At 61.0% G+C, this 18792-nt stretch carries 15 protein-coding genes; 7 read left to right on the top strand and 8 right to left on the bottom strand.

The window, feature by feature from the left end:
* Nucleotides 1–7 precede the first annotated feature (7 nt).
* A complete protein-coding gene (locus ACOQFT_RS13715) occupies nucleotides 8–490 on the bottom strand; it encodes a hypothetical protein (RefSeq protein WP_421598455.1) in 483 nt (160 codons plus the stop codon).
* A 96-nt stretch (nucleotides 491–586) separates the two neighbouring features.
* Here ACOQFT_RS13715 and trkA point away from each other — a divergent pair, with 96 nt between their 5' ends.
* From trkA to hflX, 4 genes are all read left to right on the top strand, one after another.
* On the top strand, nucleotides 587–1963 hold the full coding sequence (gene trkA / locus ACOQFT_RS13720; protein ID WP_170443695.1) for a Trk system potassium transporter TrkA: 1377 nt from the start codon (nucleotides 587–589) through the stop codon (nucleotides 1961–1963).
* Entirely contained in the window at nucleotides 1963–3501 is a 1539-nt protein-coding gene (locus ACOQFT_RS13725) for a TrkH family potassium uptake protein (RefSeq protein WP_421598456.1), read from the top strand. Before trkA ends, ACOQFT_RS13725 begins: the two co-directional genes overlap by 1 nt.
* A 124-nt stretch (nucleotides 3502–3625) precedes the next feature.
* Nucleotides 3626–3865 carry an RNA chaperone Hfq gene (hfq, locus tag ACOQFT_RS13730; protein WP_010440340.1) on the top strand — a complete coding sequence of 80 codons (240 nt, stop codon included), beginning with the start codon at nucleotides 3626–3628 and terminating at the stop codon, nucleotides 3863–3865.
* Nucleotides 3865–5136: a GTPase HflX gene (hflX, locus tag ACOQFT_RS13735; RefSeq protein WP_421598457.1), complete on the top strand. Its 1272-nt coding sequence runs from the start codon at nucleotides 3865–3867 to the stop codon at nucleotides 5134–5136. Before hfq ends, hflX begins: the two co-directional genes overlap by 1 nt.
* Before the next feature lie 3 nt (nucleotides 5137–5139).
* On the opposite strand, the gene ACOQFT_RS13740 is transcribed toward hflX, so the two are convergent.
* From ACOQFT_RS13740 to hemB, 4 genes are all read right to left on the bottom strand, one after another.
* Complete coding sequence (locus ACOQFT_RS13740; protein WP_421598458.1) at nucleotides 5140–5535, bottom strand: nuclear transport factor 2 family protein; 396 nt, start codon at nucleotides 5533–5535, stop codon at nucleotides 5140–5142.
* Between the two features lie 107 nt (nucleotides 5536–5642).
* Nucleotides 5643–8105 carry a penicillin acylase family protein gene (locus ACOQFT_RS13745; RefSeq protein WP_421598459.1) on the bottom strand — a complete coding sequence of 821 codons (2463 nt, stop codon included), beginning with the start codon at nucleotides 8103–8105 and terminating at the stop codon, nucleotides 5643–5645.
* A gap of 177 nt (nucleotides 8106–8282) precedes the next feature.
* Nucleotides 8283–8855 (bottom strand): YSC84-related protein, encoded by a 573-nt coding sequence (locus ACOQFT_RS13750; protein ID WP_421598460.1) that lies wholly within the window; start codon nucleotides 8853–8855, stop codon nucleotides 8283–8285.
* Between the two features lie 142 nt (nucleotides 8856–8997).
* Nucleotides 8998–9996, bottom strand: coding sequence for a porphobilinogen synthase (gene hemB / locus ACOQFT_RS13755; RefSeq protein ID WP_421598461.1), 999 nt, complete (start codon nucleotides 9994–9996; stop codon nucleotides 8998–9000).
* A 119-nt stretch (nucleotides 9997–10115) separates the two neighbouring features.
* On the opposite strand from hemB, the gene ACOQFT_RS13760 reads away from it, so the two are divergent.
* The 3 genes from ACOQFT_RS13760 to ACOQFT_RS13770 are packed head-to-tail and all read left to right on the top strand — an operon-like array spanning nucleotide 10116 to nucleotide 15185.
* Entirely contained in the window at nucleotides 10116–10640 is a 525-nt protein-coding gene (locus ACOQFT_RS13760; RefSeq protein WP_170443709.1) for a component of SufBCD complex, read from the top strand.
* A gap of 21 nt (nucleotides 10641–10661) precedes the next feature.
* Nucleotides 10662–14117, top strand: a complete 3456-nt coding sequence (mfd, locus tag ACOQFT_RS13765) for a transcription-repair coupling factor (RefSeq protein WP_421598462.1) — start codon at nucleotides 10662–10664, stop codon at nucleotides 14115–14117.
* A 60-nt stretch (nucleotides 14118–14177) separates the two neighbouring features.
* Nucleotides 14178–15185 carry a DUF3616 domain-containing protein gene (locus ACOQFT_RS13770; RefSeq protein ID WP_421598463.1) on the top strand — a complete coding sequence of 336 codons (1008 nt, stop codon included), beginning with the start codon at nucleotides 14178–14180 and terminating at the stop codon, nucleotides 15183–15185.
* On the opposite strand, the gene ACOQFT_RS13775 is transcribed toward ACOQFT_RS13770, so the two are convergent.
* From ACOQFT_RS13775 to ACOQFT_RS13785, 3 genes are read right to left on the bottom strand one after another with little or no spacing between them, the layout of a single operon-like run.
* A complete protein-coding gene (locus tag ACOQFT_RS13775; RefSeq protein WP_421598464.1) occupies nucleotides 15182–15856 on the bottom strand; it encodes an SH3 domain-containing protein in 675 nt (224 codons plus the stop codon). The two genes, ACOQFT_RS13770 and ACOQFT_RS13775, sit on opposite strands and share 4 nt — an antisense overlap.
* Nucleotides 15853–17517, bottom strand: a complete 1665-nt coding sequence (locus ACOQFT_RS13780) for a hypothetical protein (RefSeq protein ID WP_421598465.1) — start codon at nucleotides 17515–17517, stop codon at nucleotides 15853–15855. The genes ACOQFT_RS13775 and ACOQFT_RS13780 overlap by 4 nt, the downstream gene beginning before the upstream one ends.
* Before the next feature lie 57 nt (nucleotides 17518–17574).
* On the bottom strand, nucleotides 17575–18783 hold the full coding sequence (locus ACOQFT_RS13785) for a multidrug effflux MFS transporter (RefSeq protein WP_421598466.1): 1209 nt from the start codon (nucleotides 18781–18783) through the stop codon (nucleotides 17575–17577).
* Nucleotides 18784–18792: the final 9 nt, after the last annotated feature.

Consider the following 18792-nt stretch of genomic DNA (forward strand, 5'->3'; position numbering starts at 1 on the left):
CGGGCCGTTACCCGGCCTGACCGGGCGTGATGATCTGGAACGACCCGTTGTCGAATTTCACGTAGCAGGACTGGGTGCTCAGCGACGGCAGTTTTGTCGTGGGCACCGCGGCGACCCGTGACTTTACGTTCTGTTTGCATGGCGGCAGACTGACCGGGCGAAAGCCTTTTTGGGCCATGCACTGTTGTTCCACCTGGTTGCGCAGCCCCTGATTAACGTCAACGGTATAGACCCGTCCGGGTTGCCACCAGCCGGGCGAGCGATAGCACCGGCCTCGGCCATCGCAATAGGTGCGACCGGGCCAGTAGGTGGGCGGGCTTTGCCGCACCTGATTGGCCACCGGCACGTCCTCAAGCGCCAGAACCTGACATTGGGTGGTTTCGGACTGCACGCGCGATACGCTTTCGCCCTCGCGGTAATACAGCGAAAGCGGGCCGCTGCACGCGGACAGAAACATCACTGGAAGTAGCAATCGAAGCACTGATTTCATGGGCTAATCCTGCCTTAGCTTTGTGAGTATGACAATTCAATTGACCGCTATGAGGGCATCTGTCATTCAAAGATTTCAGGCAGAAGGGCCAAAAACATGAAGGTCATAATTTGCGGTGCCGGTCAGGTTGGCTGGCAGATTGCACGGCACCTGTCGGGCGAACTTAACGACGTAACGGTGGTGGACAACAACCCCGACCTGGTGCGCCGCGCGACCGAGACGCTGGATGTGCAGGGGATCGCCGGGTTCGCCAGTTATCCGGACGTGCTGAACCGGGCAGGGGCCCGCGATGCCGACATGATCATCGCCGCGACCCATTCGGACGAGGTGAACATGGTCACCTGCCAGATGGCGCACTCGGTCTTTTCGATTCAGCGCAAGATCGCCCGCCTGCGGTCGAAATCCTATCTTGAGGCGATCCATTCGGACCTGTACCGCCGCGACCACCTGCCTATCGATGTGGTGATCAGCCCCGAGCGCGAGGTTGCTGCCGCCGCCATGCGCCGCCTGTCCGCGCCTTCAGCCTTCGATACCGAGACCTTCATGGATGGCAAGGCACAGTTGCTGGGCATCCGTATCGATGAAGACTGCCCCATCATAAACACGCCGCTGCGCCAGTTGACGGATCTGTTTTCAACGCTCAGTTCGATTGTCGTGGGTGTCCGGCGCGACGGCAGTCTGTTTGCCCCGGAATCCGAGGACCAGCTATTTGTCGGCGACGAATGCTATGTCTTTACCAATGTCAAAGACGTGGATCGCACGATGGAGGTCTTTGGCAAGACGCAAAAGAAACAGGATCGTGTCGTGATCGTAGGCGGCGGCAATGTCGGGCTCGAGGTCGCGCGGACGCTTGAGGAACGCGAAAGCCGGGTACGCGCCAAGATCATCGAGCGTGACCGCCACAGTGCCGAACTGGCTGCCGAAGCGCTGGAGCGCACCATTGTTCTGAACGGCGACGGTCTGGATGCCGCCCTGCTGCGCGAGGCCGGGATTGAGCGCGCGGATGCGATGCTGGCGGTTACCGATGACGACCGCGCCAACATGCTGGCCGCCGTGCGCGCCAAGGCCGAGGGCTGTGCGCTGGCGATTGCGCTGATCAATGATCCCAGCATGGTGGCTTTGATGGGCCCGCTTGGGATCGACGCCTATATCAACCCGCGCGCCACCACGGTCAGCTCGATCCTGCGCCACATCCGGCACGGGCGGGTGCGTCAGGTCTATTCAATCGGCGATGCCGAGGCCGAGGTGATCGAGGCCGAGGTACTGTCGACCTCTCCCATGGCCGGTCAGAAACTGCGCGACATCGACTTTCCCGAGGGCGTTCTGGTGGGCGCGGTCCGCAAGGGTGACGAATTGCTGCGCCCCACCGGCAGTTTGCGGATCGAGGAAAAGGACGTGTTGGCGATCTTCGCCATGGCCAAGGACGTCCCCGAGGTCGAGCGGCTGATGCAGGTTTCGATCGATTTCTTCTGATGATGCGGGCAAGGACACAACGGATCGGGCTGGTGCGGCGCTTGCCGCTGTTTCTGCTGATTTGGGGTGTTGTTTCCCTGTCCATGTGGATACCAGCGATCTATGCGCTGGCGCTGGATAACCACGACGCTTCGCGGTCGTTTTTCTACTCGGGCCTGTTGGGCCTGTTCGTGGTGGGGACGATTGCGATGGCGTCGTCTAGCCGGGTGCCGCGTCGCGGGACACTGGGACAGTTGGCGGTTCTGTTGGGATGTTTCACCGTTTTGCCGGTGTTCCTTGCCATCCCGCTGCATGATGCGCTGGGAAACACGACGTTCCCGAACGCCTATTTCGATATGGTCAGCGCGCTGACGACCACGGGCGCCGACATTTTCCCCGATCCCGACCGCCTGACCGCGCCTCTACATCTGTGGCGGGCGCTGGTGGGCTGGATGGGTGGTCTGCTGATGTGGATTTCGGCGGCGGCGATCCTGGCGCCACTGTCGCTGGGTGGGTTTGAGGTAACCGCGCGCGGACAGCCCGGCCGGCCGGTCTCGGGCGTGGCGCAAAGTGAAAAGGTCGACCCGCGCGGGCGCCTGATCCGGGTGACACAGACTCTGACACCGGTTTATGCGGGGCTGACAGCGGTGATCTGGCTGCTGCTGCTGATCGCGGGCGAGCAGGGGCTGACCGCCATTTGCCATGCCATGTCCACGATGGCCACGTCCGGTATTTCGCCGGTCGGCGGACTGGAGGGCGCCCAGGCCGGTTTCACCGGTGAGGCGATCCTCTTCCTGTTTCTGTTTTTCGCGCTGTCGCGGCTGACCTTTTCGACCGATACCGCCACAACGGGGTATTCGCGGCTGGACAAGGACCCGGAGTTTCGGATCGGCCTTATGATCGTGATCGCCGTTGCCACCCTGCTGTTTTTCCGCGCCTGGGCCGGAGTCAACGAAATCGGCGGCACGCTGAACCCTTTTGACGCCGTTCGGGTATTCTGGGGGATGACGTTCACGGCGCTGTCTTTCCTGACCACCGCCGGGTTTGAAAGCGCCAACTGGAACGACGCGCAGCAGCTTTCAGGGCTGGGTACGCCCGGGCTGATCCTGATGGGGCTGGCCCTGATCGGCGGCGGCGTCGCAACCACCGCAGGCGGGGTTAAATTGCTGCGGGTGTTCGCGCTTTACCTGAACGGTGCGCGCGAGATCGACCGCCTGATCTATCCCTCGTCGGTCAGCGGCGAGGGCGGCGGCAACCGGCGCATCCAAAGCGATGGTGCCTTCATCGCGTGGATCTTCCTGATGATGTTCGCGCTGACGGCGGCTTTGTTCAACCTGCTGCTTGGGTTGATGGGGGCGGGGTTCGAACAGGCCATGGTGCTGACCGTCGCGTCGCTCAGCACCACGGGTCCGCTGATCGAACTTGCCACGGATATACCGATCCGGATCGTTGACCTTTCTGCGGGGGCCAAGCTGACCATGTGTGCGGCAATGGTGATCGGGCGGCTGGAAACGCTGGCGATCATCGCGTTGATTACGCCAAGCCTCTGGCGGGATTAAGATTAAACAGTCGCGCAATGACTGATTTTTGATCTGGAAACTCGGTTAACTCCACTCCATACTCAGCCGGAGGGAGCGCGTTGGTCCGCAGCGCGTAGCAAGAACAATGGCGAGATAAAAAAATATGGCTTCGGACAGACAGAATCTTCAGGACGCGTTCCTGAACAATGTACGGAAAGCAAAGGTACCGGTCACAATTTTCCTGATCAACGGTGTGAAATTGCAGGGCGTGATTACCTGGTTCGATAACTTCTGCGTGCTGCTGCGCCGCGACGGACAGTCGCAGCTGGTCTACAAGCACGCGATTTCGACCATCATGCCGTCGCAGCCGATCAGCCTGTATGAGGGCGAAGACGCCTCTTGATGGAACATGACAGGATGCGCACCCGCGCTTGGGTGCTGCATCCGGAAATCAAATCAGACGAACAGCGCCGTGTCCCTGAACCGGCGCTGGCAGAGGCGGTGGCACTGGCCGCCGCATTGCCCGATCTTGACGTGATCGGGTCCGAGATCGTGCGCCTGCAACGCGCCCAGCCCGGCCTGTTGTTCGGCAGCGGCAAGATTGAGGAACTGGCCGAACGTCTGCACGACAACGAGATTGAACTTGTGCTGATCGACGGCCCGGTATCGCCCGTTCAGCAGCGCAACCTCGAGAAGGCGTGGAAGGTCAAGATCCTCGACCGAACTGGATTGATCCTCGAGATTTTCAGCGACCGCGCCCGCACCCGCGAAGGTGTGCTGCAGGTTGAGATGGCCGCGCTCAGTTATCAGCGTACTCGTCTGGTCCGGGCCTGGACCCACCTTGAACGTCAGCGGGGCGGTTTGGGTTTTGTCGGTGGTCCTGGTGAAACCCAGATCGAGGCCGACCGCCGTGCCATCGACGAACAACTGGTGCGTCTGCGGCGTCAGTTGCAAAAAGTGGTGAAGACCCGCACGCTGCACCGCGCGGCACGGGCCAAGGTGCCCTATCCGATTGTTGCCTTGGTTGGGTACACCAACGCGGGCAAGTCGACGCTGTTCAATCGCCTGACCGGGGCCGAGGTGATGGCCAAGGACATGCTGTTCGCCACGCTGGACCCGACCATGCGCCGGGTCGAGCTGCCCGATGGACCCGAGGTGATCCTGTCGGATACGGTGGGGTTCATCTCGAACCTGCCGACGGAACTTGTCGCGGCCTTCCGGGCAACGCTGGAAGAAGTTCTGGGCGCCGATATCGTGGTTCACGTCCGGGACATCAGCCACGAAGAAACCGACGCACAGGCGCAGGATGTCGAGACGATCCTGACCTCGCTGGGTGTCGATGACGAACGGCCCCGGCTTGAGGTCTGGAATAAGATCGACCTGCTGAACGAGGGAGAGCGCGAAGCCGCCTTCAAACGCGCAGACCGTGACCCGTCGATCTTTGCCATTTCGGCAGTGACGGGTGAAGGGGTCGAGCCCCTTTTGGCCGAGATCGCCACAATACTGCAGGGCGCGCGCCACGAACAGACGCTGACGCTGGGCTTTGCCGAGGGCAACAAGCGCGCTTGGCTGTTCCGGCAGGATGTGGTGCGGTCCGAAAAGCAGACCGAGGACGGGTTCGAGATCATCGTGCTGTGGACCGACAAACAGGCGGCGCAGTTCGCGGCGCTTTAGCGGTCAGGCTCCGTCTATCTGTCTTTGGTGATCGTCTGCGTCGAACCACTCGGACGAGGACTGGATTTTGTGGTCCGGGGTCAGCTCCCACTCGGCCCAACCACGGGTGACCACAAGATTGCCGGTTTTTGCGTGATGGCCTTCCAGCGTCCAGACAAAGATTGCGTGCGCGCCGGCCCATCGCAGCATATCGCATCTGAGTTCCAGATCGGGAAAGTCGGAAAAGAACCCGCGCGCAACGTCGGTAACCGCCGCGCGACCGACCATGGGCTCATCCCGGTTGATCGAAATCTGCCCGTCACGCGCAAAGAAATCGGCCACCGCGTTCGGGTCGCCCGAACTCCAGGCGATTGCGTAATCGCGTGCGAGATTGTTCAGCCTATCCCGTATACTTGCCATTTGTGCCCCCGGTCCCAACTTGTTGGTGTCCAGATCGTAGGCGAAAAGGCGGGTCGGCGTCCACGACCGGCCAAAAAAGGGGCAAGGTCTTGCCGAAACAAGCGAAATCAGCGCGGGATCAGGTGCGTCACACCGACGGCAGCGGCGCGCGCCAGGTCGAGGTCCAGAGACATCGGAATATACTCTCCGCGTCGCCACAGCTGCGCCTGATCGTCGTAGTAGCGCGACAGGAAATGGCCGGACTGACCGGTGGCGGTGATAAAGACCGAGCTGTCCGGGTCGGCAAAATCATAGACCCCGCGATAACCCGCGCCGTGCACGTTTCGGAACGGGTTCCTGCCTTCGCCAGCGGTACGCCCGCGCAGCAGGGTGTTGTCGCCGCCGCTGGTCGATTGGCGGATGTTGACAAAGAACCGCAGCACCGGGACCGTGCCCAAAACGGGGTGGTCATGGGTGGCCTGATGCGCATCGCCCCAGCGCAGGGATTCCAGCGCGCTGCCGTAGTTCTCGGAAATCCAGATGATTGCATCGTCCAGCGCCAGCCGCGCCATGTCGGTGCAGGTCTCGGTCGGGGCGCTCTGGCGCACGTCACACCAGACCGAGGCACCTTCGATATCGCGGTAGACGCGCTCGATGAACAAGGGCTGAACATGTTTGTATTCGGCTGCCAGCGGTCCGAGGTCGTCCGAGATCAGACGGATCTGCAACGCCCGCAGCCATGCGGCGTAGATCAGCGGTTCCGGAAGGTGTTCGTTCATCTCACCATTCCACTCGGCCAGAAGGGACAAAGCGATTTGGCGTTGGCGTTCGGGCGTGCCCTCGGGGGCGGAGGCTCCGGTAAACCAAAGGTCGGCCCCGATCAGCGGCAACAGTGAGCGGGCGGTGAAGCTGACCGTATCCAGCTGTGCCTCGATAAAGCTGTCGCGGGTGTGCACCTCGCGCGATTGCATCAGACGCTCCCAGCGGTGCACGCGCTGGGTGTCACCCCATTCATAGGACACATGTTCAGGGAAGGGGCGGTCGATGATCTTGTTGTTGGTGTTGCCCAGAATGCCACCCGCAGGGGCAACGAATTCCGGGTTGTCGGTATAAGGCAGGCGACCCTGCCAAAGGTTTTCGGCCAGCCAGCCGGGTGTCGGGATGCGGCCCCGGCTTTGGTTGCGCAGGTCGCGTTTCGGCATGGCTCCGATCAGTTTGAGGCCGATCGTGTCCTTGTCCACAAGTGACAGGTTTTGCGAGGGTGCGATGAAGAGTTCGGCCGCGTCGATGCCTTGTCGGACAGTGTCGGCGTTCATCAATGCCATCGAGGCCGTCATCGACGTATCCCTCGGGCTGAGCGCCGTCCAGGAAAGTGACGCGACATGACCCGGTGGAGTGATCGTTTCCAGATCATAGTGACTGCCAGGCAGGACCGGGCCGTTTTCCGTCCAGCGCAGGGTCAGGGTGATCGGGGCTTCATCCTTGATCTCGATGATCGAGGGGCGGGAGCGGAATTCTCTGTAGCCGTCCGGCGTCAGGTATTCCTCGGGGTTTTCGGGGTTCAGCTGCTCGATATGCACGTCCTGATCGTCCAGATACGAGGAGGTCAGACCCCAGCCCAGCCGGTCACTGCGTCCGGCCATGATGGCCGGAATGCCGGGAATGGTCGCACCGATCACGCCGCCCTTTGCCAGTTCCAGCCGGGCCAGATACCAGACACCCGGTGCTGTGAGGCCCAGATGTGGATCATTGGCCAGCAAGGTGCCGCCGCTGGCCGAGCGTGAAGGCGCAGCAGTCCATGCGTTCGATGCCCCGGCGAGCCCGCGTTTGGGGAAGGGTGACAGCGGATTGTCGGGCATCGGCGTACCGCGGGCATAGCGGGGCAGTCCGGGAAACAGTAAGGCGTATTCGGGCAGAGCCGCGATGCCAGCACCCGGAACGTTTGGCAGGATGTCGGCCAGGCGTGCGGTATCGTTCAGCATAAGCGATGTGCGGGCCCGCAGCACCTCGTCCTCCAGATGGCCGGACAGTTGCAGGCTCATCAGTTTTATGACGGCGATGCTGTCGCCGGGCTGCCACGGGGACACCGGCGCGTTGAACAGAAACATCTCGGGTGCGCCACGGCCCAGGGCGGCCTCGTTGATCTCATCCAGCCTTGCATTCACTCCGGCGGCATACGCCCGTAGCGCAGCCTTGGTGTAATCATCCTGCACCTCGACCGAGCGGTGGGCCAGCCCGTACAGATCCAGCCGGCGCAGCAGCTTGTCGATATGGACGGTGCGGGTGCCGAACACTTCGGACAGGCGGCCCTGAGCGGTGCGGCGCATCACGGTCATCTGCCACAGGCGGTCCTGCGCGTGGGCATAGCCGAGGCCAAAGAACACGTCCGGGTCGGTTTCGGCCAGAATATGGGGGACGTTGGCGGTGTCGCGGATGATCTCGACCGGGGCGGTTGGTCCGTTGACTTCAACGGTCTGGTCATAATCCGGCAGGGATTGGCTGGCCAGGAAATACACCAGCCCCACAGCGGCCAGGGCCAGCAGGATCAGACCCGTTGTAAGGCGCAACAGCCAGCGAAAAACGAAACCCATTTGTGGCCTTTAATCCCGATCCATTTTCGATTTCAGCAAGATTAGTGGATGGCCGGGCTGACCGAAAGAGGAACAGCCCGGGAATATTCGTGTTTCCAGAACTATAAATGAAGAACCCCGCCACAGCGGGGGGGGCTGATGGCGGGGACCGTTCGAGGGGCGCGTGGTAGCCCGGAGTTACGGAATGATCCGCGTGTATTTGGTGCCTTCGACCGTGGCGCCGAATTTCAAGCCGGCCTGTCCAAAGACCGCCGCCAGAACAGGAGAGCGCAGAGTGGTGGTATCGGTAGACAGCGAATCTCCGGTTGCATCGACGACGTAGCCGATATCGGCCCCGGCGGTCCAACCGTTGGAGCGACGGAAATCGTTCAGCGCGTCCTGGGTCATGAAGAACAGCACATGCGCATATTGCTGCGCGCCGATCTGCAAACCGGCGCTGCCGGATACGGCCGAGTAGTAGTCAACCGTCGCGCCCTGAATGCGCAGGGCGCCTTGCCCGTATGCGCCGCCAAAGATGAACCCGGCCTCGGTGATCAGCGGCATGACCAGCATGGCATTGGCCTTGTTGGCGATCTCAACCGTGTTGGGATAGCTCGAATACATTTCGGTCAGCGTGGCATCGACGCGGGCATCGATGGTGGCGGCGTTGGAATTGCCTACGCCGTTGCCGCAAGCTGCGGTTACCGTCAGACCGGCCATGCCAAAAGCAAAGCCACGACGGCTTAGTCGGGGTGCGTTGGAACTGCTCATGTTTTTTTTCTCTGTATAACTGCCTGATATGTCGGGTGATCCCGATCTTATGTGCAAGAATACGCCGATTGCGGCTGCGTGTCACGGGAAAGCTGAACAACCGCAGATCACAATCGGCGAAAAATTGCGACTATTTGGGGTTTTAGCCCTGCAGGAAACGGGCGACCTCCGGCGCGAAATAGGTCAGGATGCCGTCGCAGCCTGCGCGCTTGAAGGCCAGCAGGCTTTCCAGCATCACCTTCTCACCATCGATCCAGCCGTTCTGCGCCGCCGCCTGGATCATCGCGTATTCGCCCGACACCTGATAGGCATAGGTCGGCGCACCGAACGTGTCCTTCACGCGACGGCAGATGTCCAGATAGGGCATCCCCGGCTTGATCATCACCATGTCGGCGCCCTCGGTCAGGTCGCGTTCGATCAGGCGCAGGGCTTCGTTCGAATTGGCCGGGTCCATCTGATAGGTCTTCTTGTCACCGGTCAGCGCGCCCGAGGCCCCGACCGCATCGCGGAACGGCCCGTAAAAGGCGCTGGCGTATTTCGCGGCATAGCTAAGGATCATCACGTTCTGATGCCCCGCCGATTCCAGCGCCTTGCGCATCTCACCGATGCGGCCGTCCATCATGTCGGACGGGCCGATGATGTCGGCTCCGGCATCGGCCTGCGCGAGGGTCATCTTGACCAATGCCTCAACGGTCTGGTCATTCACAATTTCGCCATCGACGACGTAGCCGTCATGCCCGTTGATGTTGTAGGGGTCCAGCGCCACGTCGGTCATCACCGCGATATCGGGAGCCGCTGCCTTGATTGCGCGAATGGCGCGGTTCGACAGATTGTCGGGGTTCCAGGCCTCGGCGCAATCCTCGGTCTTCAGGCTGGGATCGGTGTAGGGAAAGATGCAGATCGCCGGAATTCCCAGCGTCTGAGCCTCGACCGCGGCCTTGGCGATCAAATCGACCGACCGGCGCACCACGCCGGGCATCGAGGGCACGGGCTCTTCCACACCCTCGCCGTCGCGTACGAAGACCGGCCAGATCAGATCATCCGTGGTCAGGGTGTTTTCCCGGACAAGCCCGCGTACAGCGTGCGACTGGCGTGCCCGGCGGAACCGGGTCAGGGGATAGGGGGCGATGGTCGGTTTCATGTCGCGCTCTCCTTGAATATTCCCGCATTGGGTGGCATGAATTCCGTGTGGTCTCAAGGGTAAGGATGGACGCGCCGGTGCGAAAAAGCCCCTCAGGACTGGGAACAAAGGGCTGACGCTTGGACTTATACTCTTCGCTATTCGAAATCATCGACATGCGCAGCTTTTCGAATCTGTGGTATTGGATTGTGCTGGCTGTGCTGTGGTCATCGGCAAGCCACTGGGCGATGGGTGTCCCGTTCGATCTGCTGGTGCGCGCCCGCCGGGTCGGAGGGCAGACCGAGCAGGACTTGCTGGATATTGTCCGGATCAACGGCAACCGAATTCTGTTCATCGTCGACAAGTCCGGGCTGATCATTCTTGGGCTGAGCTGTTTCTTTTTCACTGGCCTTGCGATGCTTGGATTTTATTATGGGATCGAGTTCGCCCAGGCCGTGTTCCTGTTGCTGTTTCCCATGTGTCTTGTGACGCTCATTAACGTTAGAGCCGCGCATAAATTGCGACGCAGTGATGGGTCGCTGGAGTTTACCGGCAAAGTTCTGACACGGTGCCGGATCTATACCCAGATCATCGGTATGATCTCGATCTTGATCACGTCGCTTTGGGGTATGTATCAGAACTTCTCGATTGGGGTTCTGGGATAGAAAATTCGGAAAGGTTAGGCGATGACGGCGCGGAACCACGTAACTGTTGGCGGCGCCCCCGAGGGGTTTGACGCGCAGCTTGTCCTGAACGAGATCGCGCGTTCCGGCGGGCCGGTTTGTCACGTCGCCCGCGACGACAAGCGGATGGAGGCGATGCGGGCCGCACTCGCCTTCTTTGCGCCTGACATGCCGGTCTTGGTGTTTCCGGGTTGGGACTGTCTGCCCTATGATCGGGTGTCGCCCAATGCGGATATTGCGGCGGCCCGTGTCGCGACGCTGGCGGCGCTGGTGCATCAGATGCCTGACCGGTTCGTGCTGCTGACCACGCTGAACGCGGCGACCCAGCGGGTGCCCGCGCGGGATGTACTGCGCGAGGCCGCGTTCACCGCACGTGTGGATCACCGCGTCGATGAAACCGCGCTGCGGAACTTTCTGGTGCGGATGGGGTTCACGCAAAGTCCGACGGTCATGGAGCCCGGTGACTATGCCATCCGGGGCGGCATCATCGACATCTTTCCGCCCGGCGAATCCGGTCCGGTGCGTCTGGACCTGTTCGGAGACGTTCTGGACGGTGCGCGCCGGTTCGATCCGGTGTCGCAGCGCACGACGGAAAAGCTGGAGGTGGTGGAACTGGCCCCGGTCTCCGAGGTCATACTGGACGAGGCCGCCATCACCCGGTTCCGTCAAAACTATCGCATCGAATTTGGGGCCGCCGGAACCGATGACCCGCTGTACGAGGCCGTCAGCGCGGGCCGCAAGCATCAGGGCATCGAACACTGGTTGCCGTTCTTCCACGAAAAGCTGGAAACCCTGTTCGACTATCTGCCAGATGCGACGATCACAGTGGACGATCAGGTCACGCCCGCGCGTCTTGCGCGCTGGGATACGATTGCCGATCAGTATGAAACCCGGCGGCTGGCGCTGGAAAACCGCTCGCGCATGGACACGGTGTATAAACCGACGCCGCCCAGTCTGCTGTATCTGGACGATGCCGCGTGGGATCAGGCCGTAGTGGATCGGCGAGTGCTGCAATTCAGCCCTCTACCGCAGGCCAGCGGTCCGGGTGTTATTGATGCGGGCGGGCGGATCGGGCGCAACTTTGCTCCGGAACGGCAACAGGAAAGCATCAGCCTGTTTGGCGCCCTGGCCAGCCATATCACCGACAAGATGGCCAAGGGACCGGTGTTGATCGCGTCCTATTCTGATGGCGCGCGCGAACGCCTGACCGGGCTGATTGAGGACGAAGGTCTGGCCGAGGCGATCCCCGTCACCAACGGCACCCGTGTGGGTAAGCGCGGGTTGCATCTGGCGGTCTGGGCCTTGGAGCATGGCTTCGAAACGCCCGACCTGACTGTAATCGCCGAACAGGACGTGCTGGGCGACCGCCTGATCCGTCAGCCCAAGAAACGCCGCAAGGCCGAGAATTTCCTGACCGAGACCCAATCCCTCAGCCCCGGTGATCTGGTGGTGCATGTGGACCACGGCATCGGGCGTTACATGGGGATGGAGGTCGTCACCGCTGCCGGTGCTGCCCATGAGTGCCTTCTGCTGGAATATGCCGAGCAAGCAAAGCTGTATCTGCCGGTCGAGAACATCGAGCTGCTGTCGAAATACGGCCATGACGAAGGGTTGTTGGATCGGTTGGGCGGCGGTGCATGGCAGGCCAAAAAGGCCAAGCTGAAAGAGCGCATCCGCGAGATGGCGGACAAGCTGATTCGCATTGCCGCCGAGCGCGCCTTGCGCAAGGCTCCGGTCATGGACCCGCCGCCGCACGCATGGGAGGAGTTCAGCGCACGCTTTCCCTATCAGGAAACAGACGACCAGTTGCGTGCGATATCCGAGGTGATGGAGGACATGCACTCTGGCGCGCCGATGGATCGTCTGATCTGTGGCGATGTGGGCTTTGGTAAAACTGAGGTTGCCATGCGCGCGGCCTTTGTTGCTGCAATGTCCGGGGTGCAGGTTGCGGTTGTTGCGCCGACCACGCTGCTGGCCCGTCAGCACGCGGCGTCATTCAAGGACCGCTTCCGGGGTTTCCCGCTGGAGGTGCGGCAGCTGTCGCGTTTTGTTTCGGCCAAAGAGGCGCAGCAAACCCGCGACGGGCTGGCGCGCGGCACGGTGGATATCGTGATCGGCACCCATGCGCTGCTGGCCAAGGGGATAAGGTTCAACAACCTCGGCCTGCTGATCATTGACGAGGAACAGCACTTCGGCGTCGGGCATAAGGAACGGCTGAAGCAGTTGCGTTCAGACATTCACGTCCTTACCCTGACCGCCACGCCGATTCCGCGGACGCTGCAGCTGTCGCTGACCGGCGTGCGCGATCTGTCGATCATCGGCACGCCTCCGATCGACCGTCTGGCGATCCGAACCTATGTCAGCGAATTCGACGCGGTCACAATCCGCGAGGCACTGTTGCGCGAACACTATCGCGGCGGGCAGAGCTTCTATGTGGTGCCGCGCATCTCGGACCTGCCCGAGATCGAAGAGTTTCTGAAAGAACAATTGCCCGAACTGACTTATGTGGTGGCACATGGGCAGATGGCGGCGGGCGAACTCGATGACCGGATGAATGCGTTTTATGACGGTAAATACGATGTGCTGCTGGCGACCACGATTGTGGAAAGCGGGCTGGATATCCCGACCGCGAACACGATGGTGGTGCACCGGGCGGATATGTTCGGTCTTGCGCAGCTCTATCAAATTCGCGGACGGGTAGGGCGGTCAAAGACCCGCGCTTACGCCTATCTCACTACCAAACCCCGCGCGCGCCTGACCGCGACGGCCGAGAAACGCCTGCGGGTTCTGGGTTCGCTGGACACGCTGGGGGCGGGGTTCACGCTGGCCAGCCAAGATCTCGATATTCGCGGTGCGGGCAACCTGCTGGGCGAGGAACAATCCGGCCAGATGCGCGATGTCGGCTATGAGCTGTACCAGTCGATGCTGGAAGAGGCGATTGCCAAGATCAAAGCCGGTGAGATGGAAGGGCTGTCGGACGCCGATGATCAATGGGCGCCGCAGATCAATCTGGGCGTGCCGGTTCTGATCCCCGAGGACTACGTGCCCGATCTGGACGTGCGGCTGGGCCTTTATCGTCGCCTGTCGTCATTGTCGACCAAGGTCGAACTGGAAGGGTTCGCCGCCGAACTGATCGATCGTTTCGGAACATTGCCGAAAGAGGTCAACACCCTGATGCTGGTCGTGCGCATCAAGGCCATGTGCAAACGCGCGGGCATTGCCAAGCTGGACGGCGGGCCGAAGGGTGCCACGATCCAGTTCCACAATGACAAGTTCGCGTCGCCTCAGGGGTTGGTCGAATTCATCCAGAACCAGCGCGGGCTGGCCAAGGTCAAGGACAACAAGATCGTCGTGCGTCGCGACTGGAAGAATGACAGCGACAAGATCAAGGGCGCATTTGCCATCGCCCGCGATCTGGCCGAAAAGGTCTTGGCCGAGAAGAAAAAGGCGAAGATTTAGTCTCAGAGTTTAGCTTGTGCTATTCAGATGCCGTATTTCTCGGCGGTTTTGGATTTTGGCATGTACAAAGCTCTTTTTGCTTTTCTGTGTATTGCTCTGCCGGCCTCTGCCGCCCCGCCGCAGAAGCTGGAGGTCATCGGAACCTTTGAAGAGTTCGATGAACATGGCGATGAAGTCGAACAAGGCGCGTCGGTGAATGTCAGCGGTGTGGCCTGTATGGCTAATGGACTGTGTTTTGCTGCCGCCGACGAGGGGCGTTTTGTTCAGGCATTTAAGCTAGAGAAGGACGCTCTGTTCGTCGGACAGCGGGTTTACATGGCCGAAACCAAGGACAAGAAGAAGTCCGAGCTGAAGGACTTTGATCTGGAGGGTGTGACGGCCGCGGGCGATAACCTGATCGTGGTGGGTTCGCATTCGCGCGGGCGGAAAAGCTGCAAATCGCCAAAGCGCAACACGCGTATTTTCTGGGGAAAGGTGACACCGCAGCATATCGGCACCCGGGTTCCTTTGTCGCAACAAGCGGTATCGCTTGAGCCGCTTTTTGGGCAATTCAATCAGTTGGGCGCAGCCTTCGATGTTCCGTTGCAGCAAAATGGCCTGAATATAGAAGCGATTGCAGCCGTGGATGGCTCAGTGCTGATCGGGTTCCGCGCACCCTATCCAGAAGGTGAACCAACGCGGGTTTTTGTCGCCGAATTCCCACTGAGTGCGTTGGAAACCGGCGATTTTTCCGCAGCTGCTTTGCACGAAATCCCGGTCTCAGCCGAGAAGGGGCGCGGGATCAGGGGGATGGAGCAGTCTGGTGAGGATGTGTTCCTGCTGCTGGGGGATGCAGGGGCCGGTGCCGGTTCCAAGCCCGGATGTGACCAACCGAGCCCGCACCTTACGGGAACCTTCTCGTTACACCGGTGGCAAAAGGGGGATGCTGCTGCAGAGCATGTGATGGACATCGTTCCGCCCGATCCCGAGTGGAAGGCCGAAGGTCTTTTGCCACTGGATGCCACACGGTTTGTTATCTTTTTCGATGGGCCACCAAATGGTAGCCCGCATATCTACAGCGCCGACTAGTCACCGCTGACGAAGGTGCACAGCTGCCATTCACCAGCCTCCGATTTCACCAAAGCGGCACGGTAGCCTGTCATGGGCCACAGGTAATCACGGTGCATGTAGCCCCGTGTCCCATCGGTCAGCAGCACCTGTTGATATTCCGAGCTGGCCTGAAAATCGCGGATGATGGCGATCTCGTGGCTGATCAGGCCAACGGTCGGTGCGTTGCGATCACCCGACTGACGAAGGGCAACGTCTGAACCGGTGACGTAGTAGGCCATGAACGGATCCAGCGAGGCGGGCAGGGTGATCTGCCACTGGTGCGGCATCCAGAACTCGCCTTCGTCATCGAAATAGCCGGGCTGGGACAGGGTGTTTTCCAGATCGGACCAATACGCCTCGCGCAGGGTATCCGCGTTTTTGCGGTGCTCCTCCGACAGGGTTTCCGGGTTCAGGATCAGATTGGCGCGCAGCTCGTCCGGGCCGCCGTTTCCTCCGTGGCTCAGGTAGATATCCGGGCAGGCTGCCGCGACCACGGCATCAGTGTCCCGCGCGGCCACCCTGGCCAGCAGTGCATCGCGAAAGGCTACCAGCGACGGGTCCTGCGCGGCCTGATCGACCGGAGGGAAAGACTGACGATCCGCAAGGGCGGGGCCGCAGAGCAGGGCGCCCAACAACAAGGCGTATTTCATTCGGCGGCCCTCATCGCCGCCTGAGCGCAGAAGCAGGACGCGCCCACTGCCCGGTCAGCGCGCGCCAGCGCCAGATCGAGCCGTTGTTTTATCTGCACGATCTCAACGGTTTCTCCACGCGCTTCCAGGCAGTCATGCAGGCCCTTGAGGCTCCAGACATTGTCCGGATGGATTGAGGCGCGGCTGAGCGTTCCGGCCAACCCCAGATCCTCGCGATAGGCCGCTTCGGCCTCGGCCACGTGCCCCTGTTCGAACAGCAACGCCCCCAGCGCATGGCGGGTCGGTTGCATCCAGCCCCATGGTTCGTCGTAGGGCAACGTGTCGTCCAACTCGACCGAGCGCCGCAGATGAGCATAGGCAATCTCATAGTTGCCTTTGCGGTATTCGATCTCTCCGCGCAGCATTTCGGCCGCGACCTCCAGCAGATCGATCACACGGTTGTTGTGCAGCAGGCGGGTCTCGGGGACACAAGCCTTGGCGGACAGAAACAGCTGTTCCTCGGCCTCTGCCTCGGCGACCTGATCGGTGGCGGCATGGGCAATGGCGCGGGCATAGTGGGTGGTCGCGGTCAGCGTGCGATAGAGGTCAGGGTCCGAGGGCAGCTCCAGCGCCTTGGCCTCTTCCCATCGGCCAAAGCGGATCAGGATATGCGGGCCCATCGACATGTAGCTTTCGAAGTAATCCGCCATTGGCGGGCTTTCGATGCGCAGCATTTCCTCAGGCGTGGTATCCCACATGCCTTGATTGGCGCGCAGGGCGGGTTCCATCTGTCCAATGAAAAGCGCGCCATAGATGACAAAGTGAAAATCGTGCTGGCGATATCCGGTATAGATGTTGAAGGCGCCTTCACGCTCAAAATACTTCAGATCGGCCTCAATGGCTTTTTCGTTCCAGTAAACGACGTTGTGATAGTGCCCGCAGAGCACGTCGATATGGGTGGGCATGTGCACCAGATGGCCCGCATCAGGGACCAGCGTGCGCAGCACATCCCCGGCCTTGAGCGCCTTTTCCGGTGTCGGTGACATCTCCATCAGGTGCACATAAAGATGCAGCAGGCCCGGATGCGACATTGCACCGGGGTCATTGGCCATCGCGTCCTCCAATGCCTTCTGCGCCTCAACCGTGGCTGCGCCTTTGGTGGGTTGGCCGGTGCTCAGGTCCCACATCTGCCAGGGGGTCAGGTTCAGCAAAGCCTCGACATAGATGGTGCGCAGGTCCAGATGATCGGGCTGCTCGGCAAAGGCCGCGCGCATGGCGTCAGCGAAATCGTGATCCCAGCGGTGCATGTCCGGGATCGGGTCACGCTGCGGGTATCGGGCGGGCAGGGCGCGGATCAGGGCCTGTTCGACCGGGGTGCAGCTGTCCAGCAAAGCCAGCGCCCGTTGCGCCGCATCGTAGGCCTGCGCCAGCGCCTTTTGCCGCCCGCGTTCGTCCTGCAAATCCCAGGGCAGGTTATAGTTCGGACCAGCCGCGTAAGCGACACCCCAATGTGCCATGGCGCAGGTCGGATCATGTTCGGCTGCACGCTGGAAACAGACCACGGCCTCTTCGTGGTTATAGCCGTAGGTCCAGACCAATCCCCGGTCGAACCATAGCTGGGCCTCGGGTGATGATGTGGTGACCGGACAGGAATGGGACCCCAGATCGTAATCGTACCTCATTGAACACCTCCCCTCGGATCAAGGGAAGGTTAGCGGGATTCGTGCAGTCTGCACAGGTCAGGCGGGCAGTCTGTTTTCGATCCGGCCCATATGCAGCATCAGGCCAAAGCCGGTCACGCTCATGACCAGAATACCGGTTGTCAGCGGGGTCAGCGAGCCGTCGAACAGCAATCCGATAGGGGCCGCGATGGCCGCAGCCAGAACGGTCGAGACCGCACCGATGACCGAGGCCGCCATGCCGGCGATATGGCCCATTGGCTCCATCGCGATGGCGTTCAGGTTGCCCATCGTCATGCCCGCCATGAAAAAGATCGAGGTCTGCCAGAACACGAACACCGCAAAGGACAGGTTCGGCGAAAGGGTCATTGAATTCAGTATGAAAACCCCAATTGTAATCGCGATCTGTGCACCCAATGCCCAGGTCACAAGCCGCCGCATCCCCACCCGGATCACCAGCGCCGCGTTCAGCAGGCTGGCGGATCCCGATATCAGGGCGACGAAACCGAACCAGAAAGGGAAGCTGTCGGCGCTGTCGTGGATCACGTCATAGATCGGCTGCACCATGGTCAGCGTGGTGAATAGCATACCCAGGCACAGGGTTTGCACGAAAATCGAAACCCGGACGGTGGGATGAGTGAACATCTCGCGCGCGGCCGATGCCATCAAGGGCAGGCGCAGCGGTCTGCGATTTTCGGGTTTTAGTGACTCCGGTAGGCGCAAGCCCATCCAAACCACGGTGATCACCGAGAACAAGATGAACGAGACAAAGATCCCGCGCCAACCTGTGAGGGCGATCATCCCGGCACCAAGCATCGGCGCAACGGCTGGTACGAGTGTAAAGATCATCATGGCGATGGACACGATCCGCGCCATTTCACGGCCCGAGTACAAATCCCGAATGATGGCCATGGCAACCACGCGCGGCGCGGCGCAGCCAAAACCTTGCACGACCCTTGCAATCAGCAGCAGTTCCAACGAAGAGCTGGCCCAGGCCACGGCAGCAGACACGATGTATAAAGCCGAACCGGCGTAGATCACCGGCTTGCGTCCGAACGCATCTGACAGCGGACCCATGAAGAACGTACCGATCCCCATGCCCAGCACGAAAGAGGTCAGGATCAACTGCGCCCGGTTGATGTCTTCGGGGCTAAGCTGTGCGCCGATCTCGGGCAAGGCGGGCAGCATCGAGTCAATGGAGAACGCAATCGTCGCAAACATCATTGCGACAAGTGCGATGAACTCACCCTTTGACATGCGATTGGCCATTGCGCCCTC

The sequence above is a fragment of the Ruegeria sp. MALMAid1280 genome (genome assembly GCF_049195285.1).
GTDB lineage: Bacteria > Pseudomonadota > Alphaproteobacteria > Rhodobacterales > Rhodobacteraceae > Ruegeria.

What these genes read in the sequence shown, in the direction of transcription:
- ACOQFT_RS13780 (WP_421598465.1), bottom strand. Translation starts at nt 17,517, where the DNA reads ATGAGGTACGATTACGATCTGGGGTCCCATTCCTGTCCGGTCACCACA.
- ACOQFT_RS13715 (WP_421598455.1), bottom strand. Translation starts at nt 490, where the DNA reads ATGAAATCAGTGCTTCGATTGCTACTTCCAGTGATGTTTCTGTCCGCG.
- mfd (WP_421598462.1), top strand. Translation starts at nt 10,662, where the DNA reads ATGACGGCGCGGAACCACGTAACTGTTGGCGGCGCCCCCGAGGGGTTT.
- ACOQFT_RS13775 (WP_421598464.1), bottom strand. Translation starts at nt 15,856, where the DNA reads ATGAAATACGCCTTGTTGTTGGGCGCCCTGCTCTGCGGCCCCGCCCTT.
- ACOQFT_RS13785 (WP_421598466.1), bottom strand. Translation starts at nt 18,783, where the DNA reads ATGGCCAATCGCATGTCAAAGGGTGAGTTCATCGCACTTGTCGCAATG.
- trkA (WP_170443695.1), top strand. Translation starts at nt 587, where the DNA reads ATGAAGGTCATAATTTGCGGTGCCGGTCAGGTTGGCTGGCAGATTGCA.
- hemB (WP_421598461.1), bottom strand. Translation starts at nt 9,996, where the DNA reads ATGAAACCGACCATCGCCCCCTATCCCCTGACCCGGTTCCGCCGGGCA.
- ACOQFT_RS13745 (WP_421598459.1), bottom strand. Translation starts at nt 8,105, where the DNA reads ATGGGTTTCGTTTTTCGCTGGCTGTTGCGCCTTACAACGGGTCTGATC.
- ACOQFT_RS13770 (WP_421598463.1), top strand. Translation starts at nt 14,178, where the DNA reads ATGTACAAAGCTCTTTTTGCTTTTCTGTGTATTGCTCTGCCGGCCTCT.
- ACOQFT_RS13750 (WP_421598460.1), bottom strand. Translation starts at nt 8,855, where the DNA reads ATGAGCAGTTCCAACGCACCCCGACTAAGCCGTCGTGGCTTTGCTTTT.
- hflX (WP_421598457.1), top strand. Translation starts at nt 3,865, where the DNA reads ATGGAACATGACAGGATGCGCACCCGCGCTTGGGTGCTGCATCCGGAA.
- ACOQFT_RS13740 (WP_421598458.1), bottom strand. Translation starts at nt 5,535, where the DNA reads ATGGCAAGTATACGGGATAGGCTGAACAATCTCGCACGCGATTACGCA.
- hfq (WP_010440340.1), top strand. Translation starts at nt 3,626, where the DNA reads ATGGCTTCGGACAGACAGAATCTTCAGGACGCGTTCCTGAACAATGTA.
- ACOQFT_RS13725 (WP_421598456.1), top strand. Translation starts at nt 1,963, where the DNA reads ATGATGCGGGCAAGGACACAACGGATCGGGCTGGTGCGGCGCTTGCCG.